Source organism: Staphylococcus sp. AS1337 (assembly GCF_051408735.1).
Classification (GTDB): domain Bacteria; phylum Bacillota; class Bacilli; order Staphylococcales; family Staphylococcaceae; genus Staphylococcus; species Staphylococcus xylosus_B.
This window is the reverse complement of record NZ_JBOIHZ010000002.1, coordinates 229,048-252,443: the sequence shown is the minus strand read 5'-3', so window position 1 is coordinate 252,443 and position 23,396 is coordinate 229,048. Positions and strand designations below refer to the sequence as shown.

The window sequence follows — 23,396 nt, the reverse complement described above, 5'->3', positions numbered from 1 at the left end:
AAGTTCTCACTACAAATGATATATGAAATTAGCGAATATTTCTATTATTTTAGTTAAAAAAAATGACGACCTAGTAAAAGGCCGTCATATTCGCTAGCTCAATTATTTAGCTGCGTTATATAATTCGTCAACTTTTTCCCAATTTACAACGTTCCAGAATGCACTAATATAGTCTGGACGTTTATTTTGGTATTTAAGATAATAAGCATGTTCCCAAACATCTAATCCTAAGATAGGTGTTTTGCCTTCAGTAATTGGATTATCTTGGTTAGGTGTAGTAACGATTTCTAAGTTACCGTTATTAACTACTAGCCATGCCCAGCCTGAACCGAAACGTGCTGCTGCTTTGTCTGCAAATTCTTCTTTAAATGCGTCTAAAGAACCCCATTGTTCTTTAATTTTATCAACAACAGTACCTTTTTCTTCTGAGTTTGGAGTTAATAATTCCCAGAATAATGAGTGGTTTAAATGTCCACCGCCATTATTGCGAACAGCTGTTTGAATGTTTTCTGGAACACTGTCTAGATTCGCAACAATTTCTTCAATTGATTTAGATTCTAAATCAGTTCCTTCTACTGCTGCGTTTAATTTAGTTACATAAGTGTTATGGTGTTTGCCATGGTGAATTTCCATTGTTTGTTGATCAATGTGTGGTTCCAATGCATCAAAACCATAAGGTAAGTTTGGTAATTCAAAAGCCATAAATAATCATCCTCCTAATTAATCTTTAAATAAAGCATAACAACTAATTATGATAACAACAATTAATCTGCTTAAAGTTTAATTGAAAAGTTATTGAATAATATTTGTCATCTTTAGTTACTCTACTAGTATATCTCAAATTGGACTTATTTAAACATGTTTATGCAACAATTTTAAAAATTCAATTTAATTCATACGAAAGACCTATGATTTATGGAAAATATTTTGTATTTTTACTCTCATTTGTACAATTTATAATCAAGCTTGTTGACAAGTTTCACATACGCCATAAACTTCTAATTTATGTGTATGGATGTCAACTTTAGGAAGAAACGCTTTAATTTGTTCAATAGGACAAAAATCAATTACTTTTGTATCGCCACATGATTCGCATATAAAATGATGGTGATGATGATCTGTGCAAGCAATTCTAAATTTCATCTCCCCGTCTAATTCTGTGCCTTCAACTATACCTAAATCTTTAAATAAATGTAAATTACGATAAATTGTATCAAACGATATGCCAGGGAAATTTTTATCCATTTCTTGCTGAATTAATTTCGCGTTGATATATTTATCTTCAGAGACAAATATATCAAGCATTTCGCGTCTCTTATTTGTATATTTATGTCCGTGATTTTTAATGATATTAATAGCCTCTTCAGTTTTCATCGTTAGCATCTCCTTTAATTGTTCTTATTTTAAATTTCTGATACATCATCGCAATAGAGAGTATTAGTACAAGTAATACTACAATTACACCACCTGGTGATATATTCATATAAAACGCTAATACGAGTCCTCCAATAACTGAAATTTCTCCAATAACAACGCTTAAAATGATTAACTGTTTAAAGCCTTTTGTGAGTCGCATTGAAATTGCTACAGGTAAAGTTATTAGTGCACTCACTAATAAGATACCTACAACACGCATAGATGCAGATATAACCATTGCTACAATAATAATAAATATAAATTGAATCCATTTAGGTATTCCTATTACTTTACTATATTCTTCATCAAAAGATAATATAAATAATTCTTTGTAAAAAGAAAATATAAATATAAGAACAACGATGACAATTACAATAATTGTAAATAAGTCACTTAATGTTACTGCACTGATAGAACCAAACAATAATCCAACAATTTCTTGATTAAAGCCGTCTGCAAGTGAAATAAATATTGCACTTAAGGCGATTCCAGCACTCATAATAATTGGAATAGCAATTTCTTGATAGTTACTATAAGAAGTTCTTAACTTTTCAATGAGTAATGCGCCAATCACAGCAAATAGAATACCAAACCACATTGGATTTATAAATGCCACTGTCGGGATTATTGTAACAACAAACATTCCAAATGAAATACCACCAAGCGTGACATGACTTAACGCATCAGCAATTAATGATAGTCTCCTCACAACAATGAAAGCACCGATTAATGGTGCAATTAAGCCAATAAGAAGCCCACTTATAAGTGAATATCTCATGAAATCAAAATTTAGTAAGGCTTCAATCATGACGAACAACACTCCCTACTATGCTGATGATCAACAAATTGAATAGGATGACCATAAATTTTTGATATTTCAACTTCATCTAGCGATTTAAAGTCTTCAGTTGTACCATGAAAATGTAAATGCTTATTCAAGCAAGCTACTTCAGTTGCTGTATCTGCAACAACACCAATATCATGTGTAACAAGAATAATGGTTACACCTTCATTCTTTAATGTATCCAAAGTCTCATAAAATTCACTCACGTGTTTTGCATCAATGCCACTAGTTGGTTCATCAAGAATTAGTACAGATGGTTTACTGATTAACGCACGTGCAATTAACACTCTTTGCTGTTGTCCACCGGATAATTCAGCTATGTTTTTGTCGATTAAATGTTCAATATTAAGACGTGATAAAACAGTTTTTACACTTTGCTCATCTTTTTTATTGAACCATTGAAATAATTTCTTGCGCTTGGTAAGCCCGCTGATCACGACTTCTTTAACGCTAGCAGGGAAGCCTGCTTTAAACGCCTGTGCTTTTTGGGAAACGTAACTAATTTTAAGTAAAGATTGATTTCCATTATAGTCTTTCCCATCAACATAAATTTGGCCTTTTTGGATTGGTAATAATCCAAGTATGATTTTTAGTAAAGTTGATTTCCCGGCACCATTTGGTCCTACAATTGCAACAAACTCTCCTCTATTAATTTTAATATTTATATTTTCAAGTACTTGTTTGTTGTCAAAATAATAATCTATATTTTTTAATTCGAATACTGGCGTAGACATGTTTTCACCTCGTTCTATACTATACAATGAGATATTAATTATGTAAATAGTAATGTTTACGAATTACCAAAAAAGAGTAACATGCGAACTCTAAGTGGATCATTAGAATTCACATATTACTCTTACCGTTCTAGCAGAACAAATTCCCAACATATTTCTTATTGTATTGTTTAAAAGTGATTAATTAAATCCTTTAATATCCGGTCAATTTTTAAGAAACATTATTATTGATTTAAAATTTTATTCTTCAAATCTGGATCAAATTGTTGTTGTTTTAACATTTCAATTTCTAATTTATATGGTGGTTTCTTGTTCTTTTTATCTTCACCAACATAAGGTGTTTCTAATATTTTTGGAATTTCTTTAAAAGTATCGTGATGTACAATATAGTTAAGCGCATCGAACCCAATATAACCAAATCCGATATTTTCGTGCCTATCTTTATGTGCTCCAATATCATTTTTACTATCGTTTACATGCACGACTTTAATTCTATCGACACCTATAATTTTATCAAATTCGTTTAAAACACCATCAAAATCTTCTTTTACGTTATAACCGGCATCGTGTGTATGACATGTATCAAAACAGACAGATAGTCTTTCATTATGATCTACTCCATCAATAATTCTGGCTATCTCTTCAAAGTTTCTGCCGATTTCAGATCCCTTACCAGCCATTGTTTCTAATGCAATTCTAACATCGTTATCATTCGTTAGAACTTCGTTAAGACCTTCTATTATCTTTTTGATACCTGCATCTGTACCTTCGCCAACATGAGCACCTGGGTGTAATACTATATCTTTTGCACCTAGTGCTTGTGTACGTTCAATTTCACTTTGTAAGAACTCCACACCAAGTTCAAAGACATGTGGTTTAACTGTATTAGCGATATTTATAATATAAGGTGCATGCACAACAATATTTGATAGACCATGAGCTTTCATTACTTCATGACCTTTTTCAATATTTAATTCTTCGATAGGCTTTCTTCTAGTGTTTTGTGGCGCACCTGTATAAATCATAAATGTAGACTCACCAAATTTTTGGGCTTCTTCAGCTGAGCCTTCTAACATTTTTTTACCATTCATCGATACATGAGACCCTAATAACATAAAATTCACCTATCCTTTTCTATTTTTTCTTTCCTGTCTACTCTTTTGCTTACTAAATTGTTTGCGTTCTTTTCGTTTTAAATCATCCAAATCACGTTTGAATTTCTTCTTATAAGCAGGTTTGACTTTTTTCTTATTACTTTTAACTTTATATTTTAATTGATTTGTTAAATGATCATCTTTATTTTTACGTGATTGACGTAAATTATGAGCTTTAATAGGCTTTAACTCATCGTCTTTAATATCAACGTTTTCAAAATGATAGCCACGTTGTTCAATTAATGCAACGTTATTTTCTTCATCCGGGCTGTACAAAGTAATTGCAACGCCTTTATATTGCCCCCTACCAGTACGTCCTACACGATGTGTGAAGAAATCAATATCATTTGGTACATCAAAGTTAATTACATGACTTACACCATCAATATCAATACCTCGTGATGCTAAATCACTAGCTATTACGTATTGGAATTCTAAATTTCTAATACGTTTCATTTGTTGTTTACGCTCTCTAGGTGAAAGACCACCGTGAATCATACCTAATTTCAAACCAGCTGCATTAAGTTGGTTAGCTAATTCATCAGCACTGTCTCTACTATTACAGAAAATGATACATAAATATGGGTTTAGTATATCAATTAACTTTAGAGTCTTTTCTATTTTGGCTTCGCCTTTTGTTGGAATTAAATAGAATTCTATATTCTTTTTGTTTTTTTCTGTATTTTCAATCTCTACAAAATCCGGATTTTCAAGATATTTATTTAAAAATGGATGTAACGATTTAGGTATTGTTGCACTGAACACTGCAATATGTGCTTTCTCATCTAATCTTGTAGCAATATGGTCAACTTCATCTATTAGCCCTAAATCTATCATTAAATCTGCTTCATCAATGACTAAGTAGGATGCTAAGTGTACATGTAAATCCCCGTGTTTAGCTAAATCATTAATACGTGTAGGTGTTCCTATAACAAGTTGTGGTTGATTCTTTGCACGACTACGATCTTTTTCAATATCTGTGCCACCTATGAATAGTTTTACTGACACATCTTCTTTAAATTTTGTTATATGGCTAGCAACATCAAAAAGTTGTTGCGCTAATTCTCTTGTGGGAGCTACAACAATTGCTTGCGGTTCTTTGTATTCTGTATCTATTGAATTGATTAACGGTAATAAAAATGCATGGGATTTACCTGTCCCTGTTTGTGATTGGCCGATTAAATTTACTTGTTTTATTATTTTTGGTATTACTCGGCTTTGAATTTCAGTCGGTTGATCAAAATTCAAATCTTTCACAGCATCAATCAGACTTGGTTCTAAATTAAATTTCTCAAATGGGTGATTTGCCATGTCTTGGCCTCCTTAAATCTTCATCTTATCTATTATAAAGCATTACCGTATAATTTTGAACTAAATTATCATATCAAGTTAAATAAGTAATGAATGCTATAAAATGTTTTTGATTAGTAGTATTAATATAAACTTATAGCAATATCCCAATAATTTTCTCTAAGAATGTTAACTATACTATATTATTATTGTCAAAAATCAATTATATTTTAATTGTCACGCAATATTTCATATTAACGGCTGAAGCATTGATTATGCCTCAGCCACAAATTGTTGTTATAAATATTCAAAGGGGTCTGTATTGATCTCAGATGCTTCAATATTAAATATTTTATCATCAACATTCAGCCAATCTTCTAAAAGTTGGCATAGCCCTTCTCTCATTACATATTCACTGTAATGGTTGATATCTAATAAATTAACGCCTGCGATTTTAGCGTCTAATGCATCATGGTGTTTTATATCCCCTGTCACAAAGATGTCAGCGCCTTTCTGACTGGCTGCATACTCAAATCCAATTCCTGATCCACCTATAATAGCTACTGTTTCTATGTTTGCGTTAAGATCGCCAGAGAAACGTACACTTGGCATTTTTAATTGTGCTTTAACATGGCTCACAAATTTTTTCACTGTCGTAACTTCATTAAGTTTGCCTATCATGCCTAAACCATAATTCGCTTGTTTTGTAAGTTCTATAAAATCATAAACCGGAGTTTCATATGGATGATGTTGTATTATTAAGTCTTGCGTTAAAGTTCTTTGCGTATGGTCAATCATAAATTCTAATTTATATTCTTGTACTTTAGAAATTTGATCTATTTCACCGATATGTGGGTTTGCACTATCTACTGGTTTAAATTGGCCAGTGCCAGGGCTTTCGTAAAAACAGTATTGATAATCCCCCTCTTGAGCTATATCTGCTTCACTTAATACATCTTTAAAATCACTTAAATTTTCTTTAGGAATAAATACTTGAACTTTGTAATAAGGTATATTTTCAGGGTTTAAAATCTGTTGTTTTTCTAAACCTAATTTATTAGAAAGCATCGCATTCACACCTTTTGGATAAACATCCAAGTTAGTGTGTAATGCAATGAGATTAACGTCGTTTTTGATTAATTTACGTATGATTACCCCATATCCCTCTTGTTGAGTAATATTTTTTACCTCTTTAAAAATAAGAGGATGATGACAAATTATTGTATTATAGCCTTTATCTAACGTTTCATCAACAATCTCTTCAGTACAATCGAGTGCTGTTAATATACCTGTTACTTTGTTAGCTTTATCACCAATTAATAAACCTACGTTATCCCATGATTCTGCTGTATCAAAAGGTACATGTGTATTAATAGTTTTTAATAATTCATCTATAATCATTTATAACACCTCATTAATTAAATCTAACTCACCATTAATTTCATCTAAACGTTGGGCATGTGTTTTAGGGTTTAAATTATTCTTTATCTTTAATAATGCTTCTTTTTCACGTTCCCATTTTTTGTTAAATAAATCATTTTTATCTTTAACCAATTCAGGTCCGAATTTTAATTCTATTTGAGTCATAGGTGGTATTTTTTCGAAGTACTCAGCAACAATAATTTCATAGATATGGCCTTTTTCTTCCATAATTTCTTCGGCTATTATGCCATAATTTAATTCAGTAAGCTTATTTCTAATGGCACTTGACTGTATATTACTTTGTAACACCAATCTCGGTTTATTACACAATTTATTGGCGCCATCACTTATAATTTTAGCTATAAGAGGACCACCCATGCCACATATAGTAATTGTAGTTATAGCATCTCCATCTTGTATAACAGTTAACCCATCACCTAATCGTACATCGATATAGTGACTGAGTTTATGTTCGCATACGTTTCGTTTAGAAGCATCAAAAGGCCCTTTAATGACTTCGCCTGCAATTGCTCTTCTTGTTAATTTATTTTCTATAGCAAAAATAGGTAGATAAGCATGATCCGAACCAATATCTGCTAAATATTCACCTTTAATATAATTACTTACTCTTTTTAATCTTTGATTTAATGGAATCATAAAAGTGCTCCCCTTTTAATATGTAAAAAAGGAGCGGAAGAGAAATCAAAATTTTTAATTTGATCTCGTATTCCCGCTCCCTGTACCACTAACTTGTTTTTAAAGCTATTAAATAGCGTATTGTACACTTCGTCAGCTATTATACATGTGTATATATAGACACATCAATACCCATTTAATGTGTAGTCGATGCCTCAAGCGCTAAAAATTAGTCCATAAAATCTTTTAGACGTTTGCTTCTACTTGGATGTCTTAATTTTCTAAGTGCTTTTGCTTCTATCTGACGAATACGTTCTCTTGTAACACCAAATACTTTACCAACTTCTTCTAGTGTACGTGTTCTACCATCATCTAATCCAAAACGTAAACGCAATACATTTTCTTCACGATCAGTTAATGTGTCTAATACATCTTCTAATTGTTCTTTTAATAGTTCATAAGCTGCATGATCAGAAGGGCTTTGCGCTTCTTGGTCTTCAATGAAATCCCCTAAATGACTGTCATCTTCCTCACCTATTGGCGTTTCTAATGAGACAGGTTCCTGAGCAATTTTCAGTATTTCTCTTACTTTCTCAGGAGGTAAGTCCATTTCTTCTCCGATTTCTTCAGGAGCAGGATCACGGCCTAAATCTTGTAATAATTGTCTCTGAACACGGATTAACTTGTTGATTGTTTCAACCATGTGAACAGGAATACGTATTGTACGTGCTTGGTCAGCAATGGCACGCGTAATCGCTTGACGAATCCACCACGTTGCATAAGTTGAAAATTTAAATCCTTTATTAAAATCAAATTTTTCAACAGCTTTTATTAATCCCATATTACCTTCTTGGATAAGGTCTAAGAATAACATGCCACGACCTACATATCTCTTCGCGATACTAACAACAAGACGTAAGTTAGCTTCGGCTAAACGAGATTTGGCAACTTCGTCGCCTTGCTCAATTTTTTTAGCCAATTCAATTTCTTCTTGAGCGTTTAATAAATCTACTCGTCCAATTTCTTTTAGATACATACGAACTGGATCATTTATTTTTACACCTGGAGGTGCACTTAAATCGTTTAGATTCAATTTAGAATCTTTATCAGAACTATCTTTTTCATTAACTAAACTAATATCGTTATCTGTTAATTGATCAAATAGTTCATCCATTTGGTCAGAGTCCATATCGAAGTTTTGTAATTTTTCAGCAACTTCTTCATGGCTTAGGTGCCCTTCTTTTTTACCTTTTTCAATTAATTGTTTTTTTACATCTTCTAAAGTTAGAGATGGATCAATGGTTTGTTTTTTAACTTTAACTTTATTTCCAGACATGAAAAGGCCTCCCGAATATAATATCAACTTGATATCCAAATATTTTATAGATAAAATTAGTAAAATCTACTCAAAACATTGTATCGTATACACATTAAGTGATTAAAAAATACATACAAATACATATTTTTCAATTCATTCTACTTTTATTATGATTTACAATTTTTTCTAAATAATATTTTTGCAGTTCTAAATCACCCAATCTTGAGGCTTCTCGTAGCTTCTGATTAAGCGATTCAATAGTTTCTTCACTTCTATTAGTTGTCAGTGTATTTATATAGTCATCAATTTCATGTTCAAAAGGTTCTTCATTTATCAAATAGTTATCTAATGATATAAATGCTTCTTTAATTTCATTGGAATCAATGTACTGTAATACATCACTAATATTGAACGTATCATTTTCAGAGTAAAACTCGTGTAAAATATTAAATATACGCTTAAAATATTCATTTGTAAAGTCTTCTAATTGAAGTAATTTATGATAATTTAAAAAAGTGTCTTTATCGTTCATAAAATGCTTAAGTAAAGCACGTTCTGCCTTCTCATTTTTGTTTAAATTATTAAATTGTGGCGCAGACGGTACATGATAGTCTTGAGGTTGATAATAATCTTGTTGTTGTCCTACTATATTATTTAGACTATCCAAGCTAACTTTAAACAATTCCGAAACTTCTTGCAATATCTTTTTCCGCAAGATAGTTGAACTCATATAAGAAATATCGTTAGTGATTTCTTTTAAATATCGTTCATATGCTAAATCATTATTTTCAATTTCTTCTTGGTGAGTATGAACTTTATAAATAATGAACGACTTTTTCTCATGTTCTACAAAGTAATTGAACGCTTCAGGCCCATGCTTCCCAATATACTCATCAGGATCCATATCTTTAGGTAATTGCACTACAAACACATTAAAACCTTGTTGTAACAGAATTTGTCCAGTTTTTAATGTAGCTTCTGTACCAGCGTAATCCCCATCAAACATCAAAGTTACATTAGACGTTAACTTTTTAATAAATGCTATATGTTCTTGTGATATTTGCGTTCCCATACTAGCAACAACTTGTTTGAGACCAGCTTGATCAGCTTTAATAACATCCATAAAGCCTTCTAATAAAATTAATTCATCAGTTTTTCTGATGGATTTTCTAGCGTGATCAACGTTATATAGTAATCTACGCTTTTGAAATATTGGTGTTTCTGGACTATTTAAATACTTTGGTTCTTGATTTGTATATGTTCTACCAGAATAGCCGACAGTCCGTCCTTGTGCATTGGTTAACGGAAACATAATACGATCTCTAAAACGGTCATAGTAACTAAAATTTTCCTCGTTTCGAGATAGCAACCCAGCTTCATATGCCAGTTGAACATCATATCCTTTTTTCTTTAAAAAATCATGACAAAAATGTGAGTTGTTTGGTGCATAGCCAATTTTTCTCGCGTCGATTAACGCATCAGTAAAACCTCGTTCTTTCAAATAATTTAGGGCAGATTCACCTTCTACTGTTTTTTTCAGAGCATAATGATAATATTCTTGCATTAATTCGTGCATTTCAATCATTTTTAAATCGTCTGATGCAACTTGATGTGAACCCTCTTGGTTTGAACCAGACGATTCTGTTTCAACTTTAATATTAACTCGTTCCCCTAATTCTTTAACAGCGTCAGTAAAAGAGATGTCTTTAATTTCTTGTGTAAATTGGAAAACATTGCCCCCTTTTTTACAACCGAAACAATGACAAATTTGCTTATCTTCTGACACGGTAAAAGATGGGGTCTTTTCATCATGAAAAGGACACAAACCTATATAATTGCGTCCCCTTTTCTCTAACTTCACATACTCACTAACCAAATCGAGTATATCAGTTTTTTCTTTTATTTCGTTAATTGTAGATTGTTCGATTCGCAAAATAATCACCTATTAGACATTAGTTACACTATTATAAATGTTTTATTTATTTTTTGAAACTATTTTGCTCTATAATACTAATAATGTCATTTGCAGTTTCTTCAATCGCTTTATCTGATACGTCAATTACCGGACAGCCGATCCTTTCAACTAAGTCATGGAAATAATTAAGTTCTTCTTCAATACGTTGTTCTGTAGCATATCTAGCACTGTCTCCTAATCCAAGTTGTTTCAGGCGTTCTTTACGAATTTTATTTAATTTTTCTTCACTTATTTTTAAAGCAATACATTTAGATGAATCAATATTAAATAGATCATCTGGTGGTGTAACCTCTGGTACAATTGGAATGTTCATAACCTTATAACTTTTATGTGCAAGGTATTGAGATAATGGCGTTTTTGAAGTTCTTGAGATTCCTAATAAGACAATATCTGCTTTTGATAAACCCTTTGGATCTTTACCATCATCATATTTTACAGCAAATTCAATAGCATCAATTTTTTTGAAATAAGCTTCATCTAGTTGATGGACAAGACCCGGTTCAAAATATGGCTGTTCATCAATTTTATCCAATAAAATATTCATCAATGGCCCCATGATATCTACAGATTTAATATTAAATTCACTGATTTTCGCTTCCATATATTTTCTTATTTCTGGTTTTACTAATGTATAAACTACAATTGCTTCAGTATCTTTTGCGACAGAAATCACTTCGTCCACGTTTTCTAAAGCTTCAATGTAAGGATATCTGCTTATTTCACTGTCACATTGATTTGGATTAAATTGTGAAATACAGGCTCTTGCTACTAGTTCTGCGGTTTCACCCACTGAGTCGGATGCGACTATTATTCTAATATTTTCCATTAATTTAATACCACCTATTCATTTAATAATGATACAAAGATTTTAGTTATCGTCGTTTTAGAAATGCGACCTTTAACTTCATACTTCCCATTTTCTTTTTTAACCACAATAGGCAAAGAATCAATTTCTTTTTCAATCATGAGATTCGCTGCAAATATCACTCTTTCGTCTTCTAAAACGAAACTTAAATTTGGCATGCGTGTCATGATAATATTCACGGGTATCGTATGTATATCTTCCCCCATCATTGAAGCTCTTAATAAATCTTTACGTGAACAAACTCCCATAAAATCCCCGTTATTGTTAATTACAAACAGCGTACTAACATCTTCTAAAAATATAGTACATATCGCATCATAAACAGTCATCTCACTTTTTACTACTACTGGGTGAGATGCGTAATCTTTAACTATATATTGTTTTAATTCATCGGCTATTAATTTATTTTTTGGTTTCCCAGAATAATAATAACCAACACGTGGTCTAGCTTCTAAAATACCAGACATTGTTAAAATAGCTAAATCGGGTCTTAAAGTCGCGCGTGTTAAATTCAGCCGTTCAGCTATATGTTCACCAGTAATTGGGCCATTATTCTTCACAATTTCAACAATTTGCTGTTGCCTTTTACTCAGTTCTATAACGCTCACCCCTTTAATCAATTTACTCAATTATACATTGAATTTTAAATTGCTACAAATACATATATTTACTTGCTTATAAACCATCAATACATTAAAATTAGATTTAAAGCGAGTTAAGGATAGTGAAAGCTTAACAAAGTTTAATGGCTACAACTAAATGATTTGTAAAAGCGAGTGTTCACACTAACTTGGGTGGAACCGCGGGTTAACAAAAATTCTGCAAACAAACACATATTTTGAATATGTGATTAAAAAAGATTAACTCGTCCCAAGACACGGATAAAGTTTTATTTTTTTCTGTGTCTTGGGACGTTTTTATGTTAAAGAGGAGTGTATTTTTTATGGCAAAAGATATGGAAACAATTGTTTCATTAGCGAAACATAGAGGATTTGTATTCCCTGGTAGTGATATTTATGGTGGTTTATCAAACACATGGGATTATGGTCCACTAGGAGTAGAATTAAAAAATAATATTAAAAAAGCTTGGTGGCAAAAATTCATTACACAATCTCCATATAACGTGGGTATTGATGCTGCAATTTTAATGAATCCAAAAACATGGGAAGCGTCTGGTCACCTTGGTAACTTTAACGACCCTATGATTGATAACAAAGATAGTAAAATCCGCTATCGTGCTGATAAAATTATCGAAGATTATATGGCAAATGAAAAAGGCGATGAAAATTTCGTTGCCGATGGTTTAAGCTTTGATGAAATGAAGCGCATTATTGATGAAGAAGGTATCGTTTGTCCCGTAAGTGGAACAGCAAACTGGACTGATATCCGTCAATTCAATTTAATGTTCAAAACTTTCCAAGGTGTAACTGAAGACTCTACAAATGAAATTTTCTTACGCCCTGAAACTGCACAAGGTATTTTTGTAAACTATAAAAATGTTCAACGTACAATGCGTAAAAAATTACCATTTGGTATTGGTCAAGTAGGTAAGTCATTTCGTAATGAAATCACACCAGGTAACTTCATTTTCAGAACACGTGAATTCGAACAAATGGAACTAGAATTCTTCTGTAAACCAGGTGAAGAAATAGAATGGCAAAATTATTGGAAAACATTCGCAAGCCAATGGCTAAAAGATTTAAACTTAAGCGAAGAAGCTACACGCTTACGTGATCATGATGCTGACGAACTTTCTCACTATTCAAATGCAACTACTGATATTGAGTATCGATTCCCATTTGGTTGGGGTGAACTATGGGGCATCGCTAGCCGTACTGATTTCGACTTGAAGCAACACAGCGAACACTCAGGTGAAGATTTCCATTACCATGATCAAGAAACAGGCGAAAAATATATCCCTTATTGTATCGAACCATCATTAGGTGCTGACCGTGTCACATTAGCATTCTTATGTGACGCTTATGATGAAGAAGGCGTTGAAGGTAGTAAAGATTCTAGAACTGTATTACACTTCCACCCTGCGCTTGCTCCGTATAAAGCAGCAGTATTACCATTGAGCAAAAAACTATCTGGTGATGCAATTAAAGTATTTGAAGAATTGAGTGCTAACTTCTCTATAGACTTCGATGAGTCACAATCAATTGGTAAACGTTATCGTCGTCAAGATGAAATCGGTACACCATATTGTATCACTTTCGACTTCGATTCTTTAGAAGATGAAAAAGTAACTGTACGTGATCGTGACACTATGGAACAGATTCGTATGCCAATTACAGAACTAAATGCTTTCTTAGCTGAAAAAGTTAAATTCTAATTCAGTTATAGTTACATTACTTATAAATAAACCAAACGTTAAATATAACGTTTGGTTTATTTTTTTATATTTAATACTTAAAGATTCCTACTAAGGAATTTTAGTGTAATGCTTTCACTAAATTGATGACCATGCGCATAAAATGTTTAATCTGTTTGTGTTGAACATTATATTTCTTAGTATATACCGCTACTTTGCATTTTAGTATTTTTATTGAAAACAGAAGTTATCTTCGATAGCATTAATATAACTTTTTTAATTTTTGAACTCTACTATCATTAAAGATCTAAAATTTTCTAGTAGATTATCAGAAAGTTAGTTTTTCTATCTATGTATATCAACAATCCTTATAATATGTTTTTAATCTCTTAAACTTATAGTACAGGGTTACATAACATAATTATAGTTGATTAAAAACTAATGTTTTTCTTGTATTTTGTGGTATATAACCATTTAGCAAAAGCTTATAAAGTTTTTATTTGTGCCTTTTTATATGAACTATACTCTAAAAACCCCCCTAACAATAAGATTTTTATATCTATTGTTAGGGGGGAACTTATCATGTGTTTATTCAGTTGATTTTATATGGAGGCTGATAAGCGCTAATATCTATACGACGTATTCAAGATAAATTATCTAATCTATGTAATTGATTGATTAGTTTTTGACTTTTAAAATACATTCCCACATATTCTTTATATAATAGGATCATTAATTCAGACATCTCATTGACAACATCATCATGAATACTAAGAGAACTCATTTGACTAATTGGTAATTTTTGAAGGATATCTAGCAAATAAAGCGTTTTATTAGATAAAACTAGAGCATGTGGATCTTGATATTTAACAGCTTCAGAAATAGCACCATCATGCTTAAAACTATATGCTATTAATTTGGACTGATCGTCATTGCCAGTAACAGCGCACTTATCAAATGTAGCATTAAATCCGAAACGGTTCATACACTTTAACAAAACTACTACAGACATCAGTTGTGCTGAAACACCATTTTTAATTTTGTCCAAAACAAAATGTAAAAGGTCATAGCTATATTTAGAAACTTCATCTGCTTCAAGTGAACGATCAATTGTTTCAGCACATAAACTAGCAAAACTACTTTCGTAAATATCTAAGCGAAGGTTATAATTTTGTTCAATCACATCGACGGAGCTCAATGTCCCCATGCCTTTCCACTTAGAATAAATAAACAAGCCATACACAAATAATTGGGTATTGGCTTGTAAACCACTCTTACTCTTTTTAGCTCGCCTTACCATTAAAGGTACTTTTGCACCATGTTCATTCAAAATAGTTATAATTTTATCGGATTCGCCATAATCAACTGTTTTAATGATTATACCTTTTTGTTTGATCAACACAATAGCTCACCGACTTCCGAAAAATTCTTTGCCTTAATCTTGATCTTCTAAATAGCCCATTTGTCTTATGAAGTTTACTTTATTACGCCAATCTTTTTGAACTTTTACCCATAGTTCCAAATAAACTTTAGAGCCTAATAGACGTTCTATATCAAGACGAGCACGTTTACCTACTTCTTTTAACTTTTTACCACCTTTTCCAATCACAATACCTTTTTGAGAATCTCTTTCTACGAATATGGTAGCTTCAATTCTCACTCTATCTTCGTCTTCTTTAACCATGCGATCTACATTAACCCCGATGGCATGAGGTATTTCCTCACTAGTCAAATGTAGAATCTTTTCGCGAATAAGTTCACCAACTACAAATTGTTCTGGATGGTCGGAAATTTGATCGTCCGGATAATATTTAGGGCCTTCTGGTAAGTAAGATTTTAATACGTTGATAAAATGGTCAACGTTGTGACCTTCTAATGCTGAAATTGGAACAATTTCAGTGAAATCCAAATATTGCTTGTATTTTTCAATTCGTGGCATCAGTTCGTCTGGATGTACTAAATCAATTTTATTCAATACTAAGAATACTGGTGTTTTAATAGTTTTGAGCATGTCCATAATGTACTCGTCACCACGACCGATATCTTCATTAACATTTACCATAAACATAATAGCATCAATTTCAGATAGTGTATTTGTAGCGACACGCATCATGTAATCGCCTAATTTATGTTTTGGTTTATGAATGCCCGGTGTATCCAAAAAGATAATCTGAGCATCTTCTTGCGTCATAACACCTTGTATTTTATTTCTAGTAGTTTGTGCCTTATCAGACATTATTGCAATTTTATGTCCAATTACTCGGTTTACAAAAGTTGATTTACCAACATTCGGTCTACCTATAATTGAGATAAATCCTGATTTGTGTTCTGTCATTAATTTAAATCCTTTCCTGAAAATCCTAATGGTAGTAGTTCGTTTACTGTCGATTCTATCATATCGCCTTGATGATTTGTCATATACACTGGCATATCATCATCACATAGTTCTTTCATTACCTGTCGACAAGCACCACATGGTGAAGAAGGTTCATCTGCATCTACAGTAACAGTAATTGACTCAAAATCTCCTGGTCGATAACCATCCGCAATTGCTGACACTAAACTAGATCTTTCTGCACATATAGACATGGGATAAGCAGCATTTTCTACATTAGCACCGTAATATGTTTTTCCATCTTTAGTTTTTAAATACGCACCAACCTTAAAATTACTGTATGGTGCATATGCATTTGCTTGAGCATTTCTTACTTCTGTAAAATAATGTGATTGGTAAGCCATAGTTTATCTCCCCTATTTAATAATAAGTTATCCTCAAATATATTTATTTTTTAAATTGTTATGTCTTATTAGTATAAACAAATTTCACAAAATTGCACTACTATTTAAATACATAAGGTAAAAAAATAATGAGCCCTATAACTAAGGCAACGAGAGAAGCAAGTACAACACTAAAAGCAGCAACATCTTTAGCTTTTTTTGCCAAAACATGATAGTCACTAGTAACTAAATCCACTACATATTCTACGGCAGTATTAATTGCTTCAAACGCGAGTACTAGGCCGATTGATATAATAATAAAAAGCCATTCTACTTCGTTAATTTTAAAAGTAAAACCCGCAATAATTACTATTAAAGCTAATAAAAGATGTAATAAAAATTTATGATCCTTTTTTATCAGTACTAACATACCATGAAAAGCATAACTAAATCGTTTCATATGCGCCTCTAATCTCTTGTTAATCCATAGACATTAAGTATTTGTTCTTGCCGTCCGAACATCTCTTTTTCATCTTGTTCATTCATATGATCGTAGCCTAATAAATGTAAAAAACCATGTAATGCAAGAAAACCGAGTTCTCTTTCAAAACTATGACCATAATTATCAGCCTGTTCTTTCGCAACATCAGTACAAATTATTATATCCCCTAATACTCTTGGCATATCAAGCCCAGTTATTTCTGGTTCATCTTCTTCTAAAGCAAAAGAAATAACATCTGTCACTTTATCTTTATCGCGATACATTTTATTAATTTCTTGAATTTCTTCTTTATCAACAAATGTCACAGACAATTCGGCTTCTTCTTCTATATTTTCTTGTTTTTTAGCAAAAGTAAGCAATTCATCTATTTGGGTTAACCATTCATTTTGTACTAACTCTGTATGATCACTAAAATCTATTGTAAACATTTATTCTTCTCCCTCATAACGATCAATAATTTTACTTACTAATGGATGACGTACAACATCACTTTGGTCAAGGTTATGAATACTTAGCCCTTTTACATTTTCTAGCTTTTTAATCGCTTCTTTTAATCCACTTTTAACACCTTTTGGTAAGTCTATCTGTGTTTTATCTCCAGTTACTACCATTTTAGAACCGAAACCTAGTCTAGTTAAAAACATTTTCATTTGAGCATGAGTGGTGTTTTGTGCTTCATCCAATATGACAAAAGCATCATCTAAAGTTCTACCTCTCATATAGGCTAACGGAGCAATTTCAATTATGCCTCTTTCTATAAATCTGGCTGTTTGTTCTCTTCCTAAAACTGTATTCAAACCATCATATAATGGTCTTAAATATGGATCTACTTTTTCCTTTAAATCACCAGGTAAGAAACCTAATGATTCTCCAGCTTCAACGGCAGGTCTAGTAAGTACAATACGTTTTACATTACCTTTACGTAGTTGTTTCGCTGCATAAACAACTGCCAAGAAGGTCTTACCAGTACCAGCTGGTCCTACACCAAAAACTAGATCATTATGGTGCATTGCATTGACATACATACGTTGTCCCATTGTTTTAGCACGGATTGTTTTACCATATGCATCTTTAGTAATTTCATCTTCATATAAATCTAATAAGTATTGAATCGTACCATTTTGAGCCATTTTCACAGCAGCTTCTACATCTTTAATAGATATAGAAACGCCTTGTTGAATGACTTTCAGTAAGTTTATAAGCACAGATTCTGCTTTTTCAACATGCTCAACTTTCTCACCTTTTACAGAGATTTCTTGTCCTCGAGCATGCACAATGACATCAAAGCCTTCCTCAATTGATTTAAGATGTTCATCATTATTACCAATGAGTGCTTGCGCTTCGTTATTGTCATCTATTTGAATAATTCCAGGCATATAAGTACTCCTTTACAAATATATTCGTTACTTCTTATTTTATCCTATTAGATTTTAAGTTACAAAAAGTTTTTAATAAACAATAAATCATTTCAGATATTTATTCAGTTGAATTTTTATGATTCAAACTCACCATTCAAGTTACACTTTCATTATATCACGAAAATGACTGATATTATTTTAAAGAGTATTGAATCGTAAGTGATTTCCACAATTTTAACAGAAGATTTACATTCTATCTAATTGAATAAATTAAGCAATACGTAAATTGAGTAATTATTCAATAATAGTTAAAAAATTCTTGTTTGTACAGTGTTTTGCAACAAAAAAATAACGTCCTATAAAAACCTACATACGTTGATTTTTATAAGACGTTAAAATATAAAATTATAACCTTTTAGGTCTTTCCAATACCTCTGACCAAATAATACCATTCACCACTTCATCATCAGCAAACCTAAACTGATCATTATTAGCAGGACTTTGAATAGCATGTGCATTCATCAATTGTTTCAAGCGAATTCTTTTTGTCCTTTCAGATAAATATTTATCTGCAATGATTGCACGCGCTTTCTTCTCAGTTCTCTGAAGCCTTTTCTCGTTTTCACGATCAATTTCAGTTCGAACATCTTGAATTTGCCCCATTAAATCAGCTTCAAGCTCTTTTTGTAATTTATCATCTTGTTGCTGTTGAGCTCGTTTTGCTTTGTCTGCTTCAGTTTCATTATCTTTTCTTGTTTTACGCTCAGAACTTGGTGATTCCATTTTTTCTGCACGTGTTTCCGTTGGTGAAGATTGTGAACGTTCGTGTTGAGGCATTTGCTCAGGTTCTCTTCTTTGTGACGTAGGATCTTCATTAATATGTTTTTCAATCTCTTTGAAAGTTTTACCTATTTCGTCTAAGAACCCGCCTTTTTTCGGTTGCTCACCATTACTATTTGGTCGTTTATTTACTGGTGGCTTTTGATTTTGTCTATCTTTATGGCTATTATCATTAATAGCTCCGATTATTGTTACAATCACAGATATTACAAAAATAATAATACCTATATTCATTTAATCACCCCTAAAGTTATTTATCCGGTGATTCATCATCTTGTTGATTTGTACGTTGATTAATAGAATTTCTCATACCTGTATCTGCCTCAACATTTTTCAAGTTGTAATAATCTTTTACGCCTAAATTTCCAGAACGTAAAGCTTCTGCCATTGCTAATGGTACTTCAGCTTCGGCTTCAACAACTTTAGAACGCATTTCTTGTACTTTCGCTTTCATTTCTTGTTCTTGCGCTACGGCCATAGCACGACGTTCTTCAGCCTTAGCTTGTGCAATATTCTTATCTGCAAGTGCCTGTTCAGTTTGCAAGTCTGCACCGATATTTTTACTAATATCAACATCAGCAATATCAATTGATAAGATTTCAAAAGCTGTACCAGAATCTAAACCTTTACTTAAAACAGTTTTCGAAATATTGTCTGGATTTTCTAATACCTCTGTATGGTGTTCACTTGAACCAATAGTAGAAACAATACCTTCACCCACACGAGCTATGATTGTTTCTTCACCAGCGCCACCAACTAAACGAGCAATGTTGGCACGTACTGTAATACGAGCTTTGGCTTTTACTTCGATACCATTCATAGCAACACCAGCGATAAATGGTGTTTCTATAACTTTAGGATTTACTGACATTTGAACAGCTTCTAAAACGTCACGACCAGCTAAGTCGATAGCAGCACCACGTTCAAATGGTAAGTTAATATCCGCTCTTTGTGCTGCGATATTCGCATCAACTACACGGTCAACGTTACCACCAGCTAAATAATGAGATTCAAGTTGATTCGTAGTTAAGTTAAGTCCTGCTTTATGTGCTTTAATAAGCGGTGAAATAACTTTTCTTGGGGATACTCTACGTAATCTCATACCTACCAATGTACCTATTCCTACTTTAACACCAGCAGCAATTGCTGAAATCCACAATCCGACTGGTACAAATGAAAATAATAACAATAATGCTATTACTACTATAGCGACAATAATAATTAATCCGATCATACTTTCTCTCCTTTATGATTCGTTTTCTCTTACAACAACTCTCGTACCTTCTACTTCTAAAATGGTAACTTGTTTATTTCTTAAAATAAAAGAACCATCAGAAACTGCATCAATACGCTCATTGTTATAAGTAATAATTCCTGCAGGTCTTAAATCAGTTGAAGTTGTTGCAGTTTGCCCAACTAAATGAGAGCGATCTTCGTGTGAAGTGTAGCCTGCTTCTGCATTTGTAGAATCTTTTAATACAACCTTGTCTAAAAATGGAATTTTTCGTTTGAATATCTTCACAAGTATCACCCATTCAATAATTGATAGAATTAATGCAACGACGACATTGGCAATCATATAAACTAAATTATCTCCTAAAGTAATAATACTAAAAACTATGAGTGCCATACCGATAATACCGATAACTGCGCCGACTACAAAAAGTTCAATTATTACAAATATAACGCCTATGCCAAATAAAATCACAGAATATAAATTGACATCTCCTTTTATATAAAATCCTAAAAAGAATATCAATAAAGTTAATGTGGCAACAATTCCTATTATGTTAATTTTATTTGAATACAATTGGTATAAGAAACCTAAAAAGATAATACATGTTAAAATTAACGCAACTATTGGATTTACAATGAAATTAGCCATATTATCAATCCAGTTCCCACTTTCAACAAAATTAGCTGAAAATATTGTATGTAAACTACTTGAAGGAATCACTCTATCACCTCGCTCTCAATTTAATTATACATGAAATTAATACGTGATTATAGCGTTTACAGCATAAAATTTCTTAATCAATAAATTAATTTTTAAAAATTTCTTAATTGGAAGGATATATTAAGAAACGCTAATAATTTGTATTGGCAATTACTATAAATCATTAACGTTATATAAGAGTTTAGATAAAAATAATAGCCTTTAGTTGATTATCAACTAAAGGCTATTTTGGTTTATAATTAATGTTGGTGTTGAGGGAGTCAACGAAACAATTAATTATTTGAATTTACGTTTACGTGCAGCTTCTGATTTCTTTTTACGTTTAACGCTAGGTTTTTCGTAAAACTCACGTTTACGTACTTCTTGAATTGTACCGCTTTTAGAAACTGTACGTTTGAAACGACGTAACGCATCTTCAAGTGATTCGTTCTTTTTGACTACTGTTTTAGACATGTGTATTTCCCTCCCTCCAAATATCAACGAAACTTTATTATCATCACATGGTACTAACCATGTATAACTTAGTATAATATATCTGATTAATGTGGTCAATTAGTAAAATTTTTATTTAATGAATCATATTACACACTACATTTAAAATACCGTTAAATCAATGTTTTTAATTTTTAAAATTATGATAAAGCTGCATATTAAATGGAAGTTTTGATTTTTTAAATGTATACTTATTTAACAATTTGGACAATTATATAATTATATTACAAAACCTACTTTTTATGATTTATTTATTGTACGATTAAAGAATAAAGGTTAGGAGAATATAATATGTCACAACAAAACAAAGATAATACTCAATTATTCATCATCTTAGGTTGGGTATGTACTGCAATGTCATTGTTATTTATTCCAATTTTATTTGGTGCTGGAGGTGTGATTTTTAGTTATTTATTGCGAAATAAAGGACAAGTACAACATGGAACTATAATGATGATAGCTGCTATAGCTTGTGCAATTCTAGGATTTGTTCTAGGTATGGCTGCATTTGGGTATTAATTATTTTCATCTAAAAAAGCTCACCTATTCATTTAGGTGGGTTTTTGTGTATTCATGTAGTATTGTTATTGTAATGAATTCCGCTTTTCTGATATTTGATTTTCTAGTCACTAGGTCAACCAAATTTTGACGTGATAAACCAAGTTTTCAGGTATACTATAAGATGTTTCGGTTTCGAATAATTTATTCATCATCTGATTGGTTTCTTTAATCGTGTACATTATTAGCACCTTTTTTGCTTTTATATACTTTAATTATTAGCAACATAGTGATTAATGTGACTACACTTTTATATATATCATTTCCAAATGACACATTTAACCATGCAAGTATGAGTAGAATAATATAGATTTCATAACGTTTTAATCTTAGAATTTAATTATAAATAGAATAAGCACATGATTCCCTATCCCATCATAGCTAATATTTTCGAGCGAAACTTCTAACTACTCTAACCATCATAGATATAGTAGGCAAAAACATTATAAGTAAGACAATATAATATATATCTACGACAGTATTTTCCCATTTAAGTGGAACAAAAATACCGCTTAACATAATCAAAAATAATATTACTATGTTTATTAGAATACTAACTCCCAAATGACTTAATTTCGATGTCCCCTTATAATTAAATATATTTTTCCAATACTCTAAATACATTATTTTCTCCTTTATAAATTAATTTCAATATTAAAACACAAAATTAAGGCGAGCACGTAAGTGCCTACCTTATTTATAATCACATGAAATCATTACATTTTAGACAATTATAACAATTAGGTATTCAAATCATTCAATTATGCAATATTTAAACATTTTATTTATTGATTATCGTACAATACAATATAATAAATAAAATATAAATAGGTGAAAATCATGATTACAGACATCGTTAATACAATTATCACTATCATCCAAGCAATCATCGCTGCTATCCCTAAGTAAAAATGTAAGCGCTTCACATTAATTATAAAGGACTAAAACAGATTTTATTCTGAGTTAGTCCTTTCTTTATTTCTGTTAATCATTTCAATTCCAT

24 protein-coding genes are annotated in these 23,396 nt (G+C 31.7%); 2 read left to right on the top strand and 22 right to left on the bottom strand.

From position 1 onward, the window contains the following. Window positions 1–102 precede the first annotated feature (102 nt). The 12 genes from ACSUE0_RS03930 to ACSUE0_RS03875 form a co-directional block, all read right to left on the bottom strand. Window positions 103–702: a superoxide dismutase gene (locus tag ACSUE0_RS03930; RefSeq protein WP_017724588.1), complete on the bottom strand. Its 600-nt coding sequence runs from the start codon at window positions 700–702 to the stop codon at window positions 103–105. Window positions 703–960: 258 nt separating this feature from the next. Then, entirely contained in the window at window positions 961–1,374 is a 414-nt protein-coding gene (locus tag ACSUE0_RS03925) for a Fur family transcriptional regulator (protein ID WP_119614991.1), read from the bottom strand. Continuing rightward, window positions 1,364–2,224 (bottom strand): metal ABC transporter permease, encoded by an 861-nt coding sequence (locus tag ACSUE0_RS03920; protein ID WP_119614992.1) that lies wholly within the window; start codon window positions 2,222–2,224, stop codon window positions 1,364–1,366. Before ACSUE0_RS03920 ends, ACSUE0_RS03925 begins: the two co-directional genes overlap by 11 nt. Next, window positions 2,221–2,994 carry a metal ABC transporter ATP-binding protein gene (locus ACSUE0_RS03915; RefSeq protein WP_119614993.1) on the bottom strand — a complete coding sequence of 258 codons (774 nt, stop codon included), beginning with the start codon at window positions 2,992–2,994 and terminating at the stop codon, window positions 2,221–2,223. The genes ACSUE0_RS03920 and ACSUE0_RS03915 overlap by 4 nt, the downstream gene beginning before the upstream one ends. A gap of 224 nt (window positions 2,995–3,218) precedes the next feature. Beyond that, entirely contained in the window at window positions 3,219–4,109 is an 891-nt protein-coding gene (locus ACSUE0_RS03910; protein WP_119614808.1) for a deoxyribonuclease IV, read from the bottom strand. 9 nt (window positions 4,110–4,118) lie between these two features. Then, window positions 4,119–5,459: a DEAD/DEAH box helicase gene (locus ACSUE0_RS03905; protein WP_119614809.1), complete on the bottom strand. Its 1,341-nt coding sequence runs from the start codon at window positions 5,457–5,459 to the stop codon at window positions 4,119–4,121. A 276-nt stretch (window positions 5,460–5,735) separates the two neighbouring features. After that, a complete protein-coding gene (locus ACSUE0_RS03900; RefSeq protein ID WP_436956178.1) occupies window positions 5,736–6,839 on the bottom strand; it encodes a Nif3-like dinuclear metal center hexameric protein in 1,104 nt (367 codons plus the stop codon). Continuing rightward, window positions 6,840–7,517 carry a tRNA (adenine(22)-N(1))-methyltransferase gene (locus tag ACSUE0_RS03895; RefSeq protein ID WP_119614811.1) on the bottom strand — a complete coding sequence of 226 codons (678 nt, stop codon included), beginning with the start codon at window positions 7,515–7,517 and terminating at the stop codon, window positions 6,840–6,842. A gap of 208 nt (window positions 7,518–7,725) precedes the next feature. Then, window positions 7,726–8,832, bottom strand: a complete 1,107-nt coding sequence (gene rpoD / locus ACSUE0_RS03890) for an RNA polymerase sigma factor RpoD (RefSeq protein WP_119614812.1) — start codon at window positions 8,830–8,832, stop codon at window positions 7,726–7,728. Between the two features lie 130 nt (window positions 8,833–8,962). Next, complete coding sequence (dnaG, locus tag ACSUE0_RS03885; protein ID WP_119614813.1) at window positions 8,963–10,747, bottom strand: DNA primase; 1,785 nt, start codon at window positions 10,745–10,747, stop codon at window positions 8,963–8,965. A gap of 46 nt (window positions 10,748–10,793) precedes the next feature. Further along, window positions 10,794–11,615 (bottom strand): pyruvate, water dikinase regulatory protein, encoded by an 822-nt coding sequence (locus ACSUE0_RS03880; protein ID WP_119614814.1) that lies wholly within the window; start codon window positions 11,613–11,615, stop codon window positions 10,794–10,796. Between the two features lie 14 nt (window positions 11,616–11,629). Then, a complete protein-coding gene (locus ACSUE0_RS03875) occupies window positions 11,630–12,274 on the bottom strand; it encodes a helix-turn-helix transcriptional regulator (RefSeq protein ID WP_275540005.1) in 645 nt (214 codons plus the stop codon). Between the two features lie 323 nt (window positions 12,275–12,597). Between ACSUE0_RS03875 and ACSUE0_RS03870 the strand changes: the two genes are divergently transcribed. After that, complete coding sequence (locus ACSUE0_RS03870) at window positions 12,598–13,989, top strand: glycine--tRNA ligase (protein ID WP_119614815.1); 1,392 nt, start codon at window positions 12,598–12,600, stop codon at window positions 13,987–13,989. Window positions 13,990–14,611: 622 nt separating this feature from the next. Here ACSUE0_RS03870 and recO read toward each other — a convergent pair. From recO to rpsU, 10 genes are all read right to left on the bottom strand, one after another. After that, entirely contained in the window at window positions 14,612–15,370 is a 759-nt protein-coding gene (gene recO / locus ACSUE0_RS03865; RefSeq protein ID WP_436956174.1) for a DNA repair protein RecO, read from the bottom strand. A gap of 33 nt (window positions 15,371–15,403) precedes the next feature. After that, the gene (gene era / locus ACSUE0_RS03860; protein WP_017724602.1) at window positions 15,404–16,303 is read right to left on the bottom strand and encodes a GTPase Era; all 900 of its coding nucleotides are present in this window, start codon (window positions 16,301–16,303) and stop codon (window positions 15,404–15,406) included. Then, a complete protein-coding gene (gene cdd, locus ACSUE0_RS03855) occupies window positions 16,303–16,707 on the bottom strand; it encodes a cytidine deaminase (protein WP_017724603.1) in 405 nt (134 codons plus the stop codon). Before cdd ends, era begins: the two co-directional genes overlap by 1 nt. Window positions 16,708–16,807: 100 nt before the next feature. Beyond that, the gene (locus tag ACSUE0_RS03850; RefSeq protein WP_119615133.1) at window positions 16,808–17,146 is read right to left on the bottom strand and encodes a diacylglycerol kinase family protein; all 339 of its coding nucleotides are present in this window, start codon (window positions 17,144–17,146) and stop codon (window positions 16,808–16,810) included. Window positions 17,147–17,154: 8 nt separating this feature from the next. Continuing rightward, a complete protein-coding gene (gene ybeY / locus ACSUE0_RS03845) occupies window positions 17,155–17,616 on the bottom strand; it encodes an rRNA maturation RNase YbeY (RefSeq protein ID WP_436956171.1) in 462 nt (153 codons plus the stop codon). Then, window positions 17,617–18,564, bottom strand: coding sequence for a PhoH family protein (locus ACSUE0_RS03840; protein ID WP_119615130.1), 948 nt, complete (start codon window positions 18,562–18,564; stop codon window positions 17,617–17,619). 387 nt (window positions 18,565–18,951) lie between these two features. Continuing rightward, window positions 18,952–19,620, bottom strand: coding sequence for a hypothetical protein (locus tag ACSUE0_RS03835; RefSeq protein ID WP_119615261.1), 669 nt, complete (start codon window positions 19,618–19,620; stop codon window positions 18,952–18,954). A gap of 16 nt (window positions 19,621–19,636) precedes the next feature. After that, entirely contained in the window at window positions 19,637–20,620 is a 984-nt protein-coding gene (gene floA, locus ACSUE0_RS03830; RefSeq protein ID WP_017724608.1) for a flotillin-like protein FloA, read from the bottom strand. A gap of 12 nt (window positions 20,621–20,632) precedes the next feature. After that, window positions 20,633–21,271: an NfeD family protein gene (locus tag ACSUE0_RS03825; protein ID WP_430459433.1), complete on the bottom strand. Its 639-nt coding sequence runs from the start codon at window positions 21,269–21,271 to the stop codon at window positions 20,633–20,635. A gap of 348 nt (window positions 21,272–21,619) precedes the next feature. Further along, window positions 21,620–21,796: a 30S ribosomal protein S21 gene (rpsU, locus tag ACSUE0_RS03820; protein WP_002483157.1), complete on the bottom strand. Its 177-nt coding sequence runs from the start codon at window positions 21,794–21,796 to the stop codon at window positions 21,620–21,622. Between the two features lie 330 nt (window positions 21,797–22,126). Here rpsU and ACSUE0_RS03815 point away from each other — a divergent pair, with 330 nt between their 5' ends. Beyond that, entirely contained in the window at window positions 22,127–22,354 is a 228-nt protein-coding gene (locus ACSUE0_RS03815) for a hypothetical protein (protein WP_436956168.1), read from the top strand. The last annotated feature ends 1,042 nt before the right edge of the window (window positions 22,355–23,396 follow it).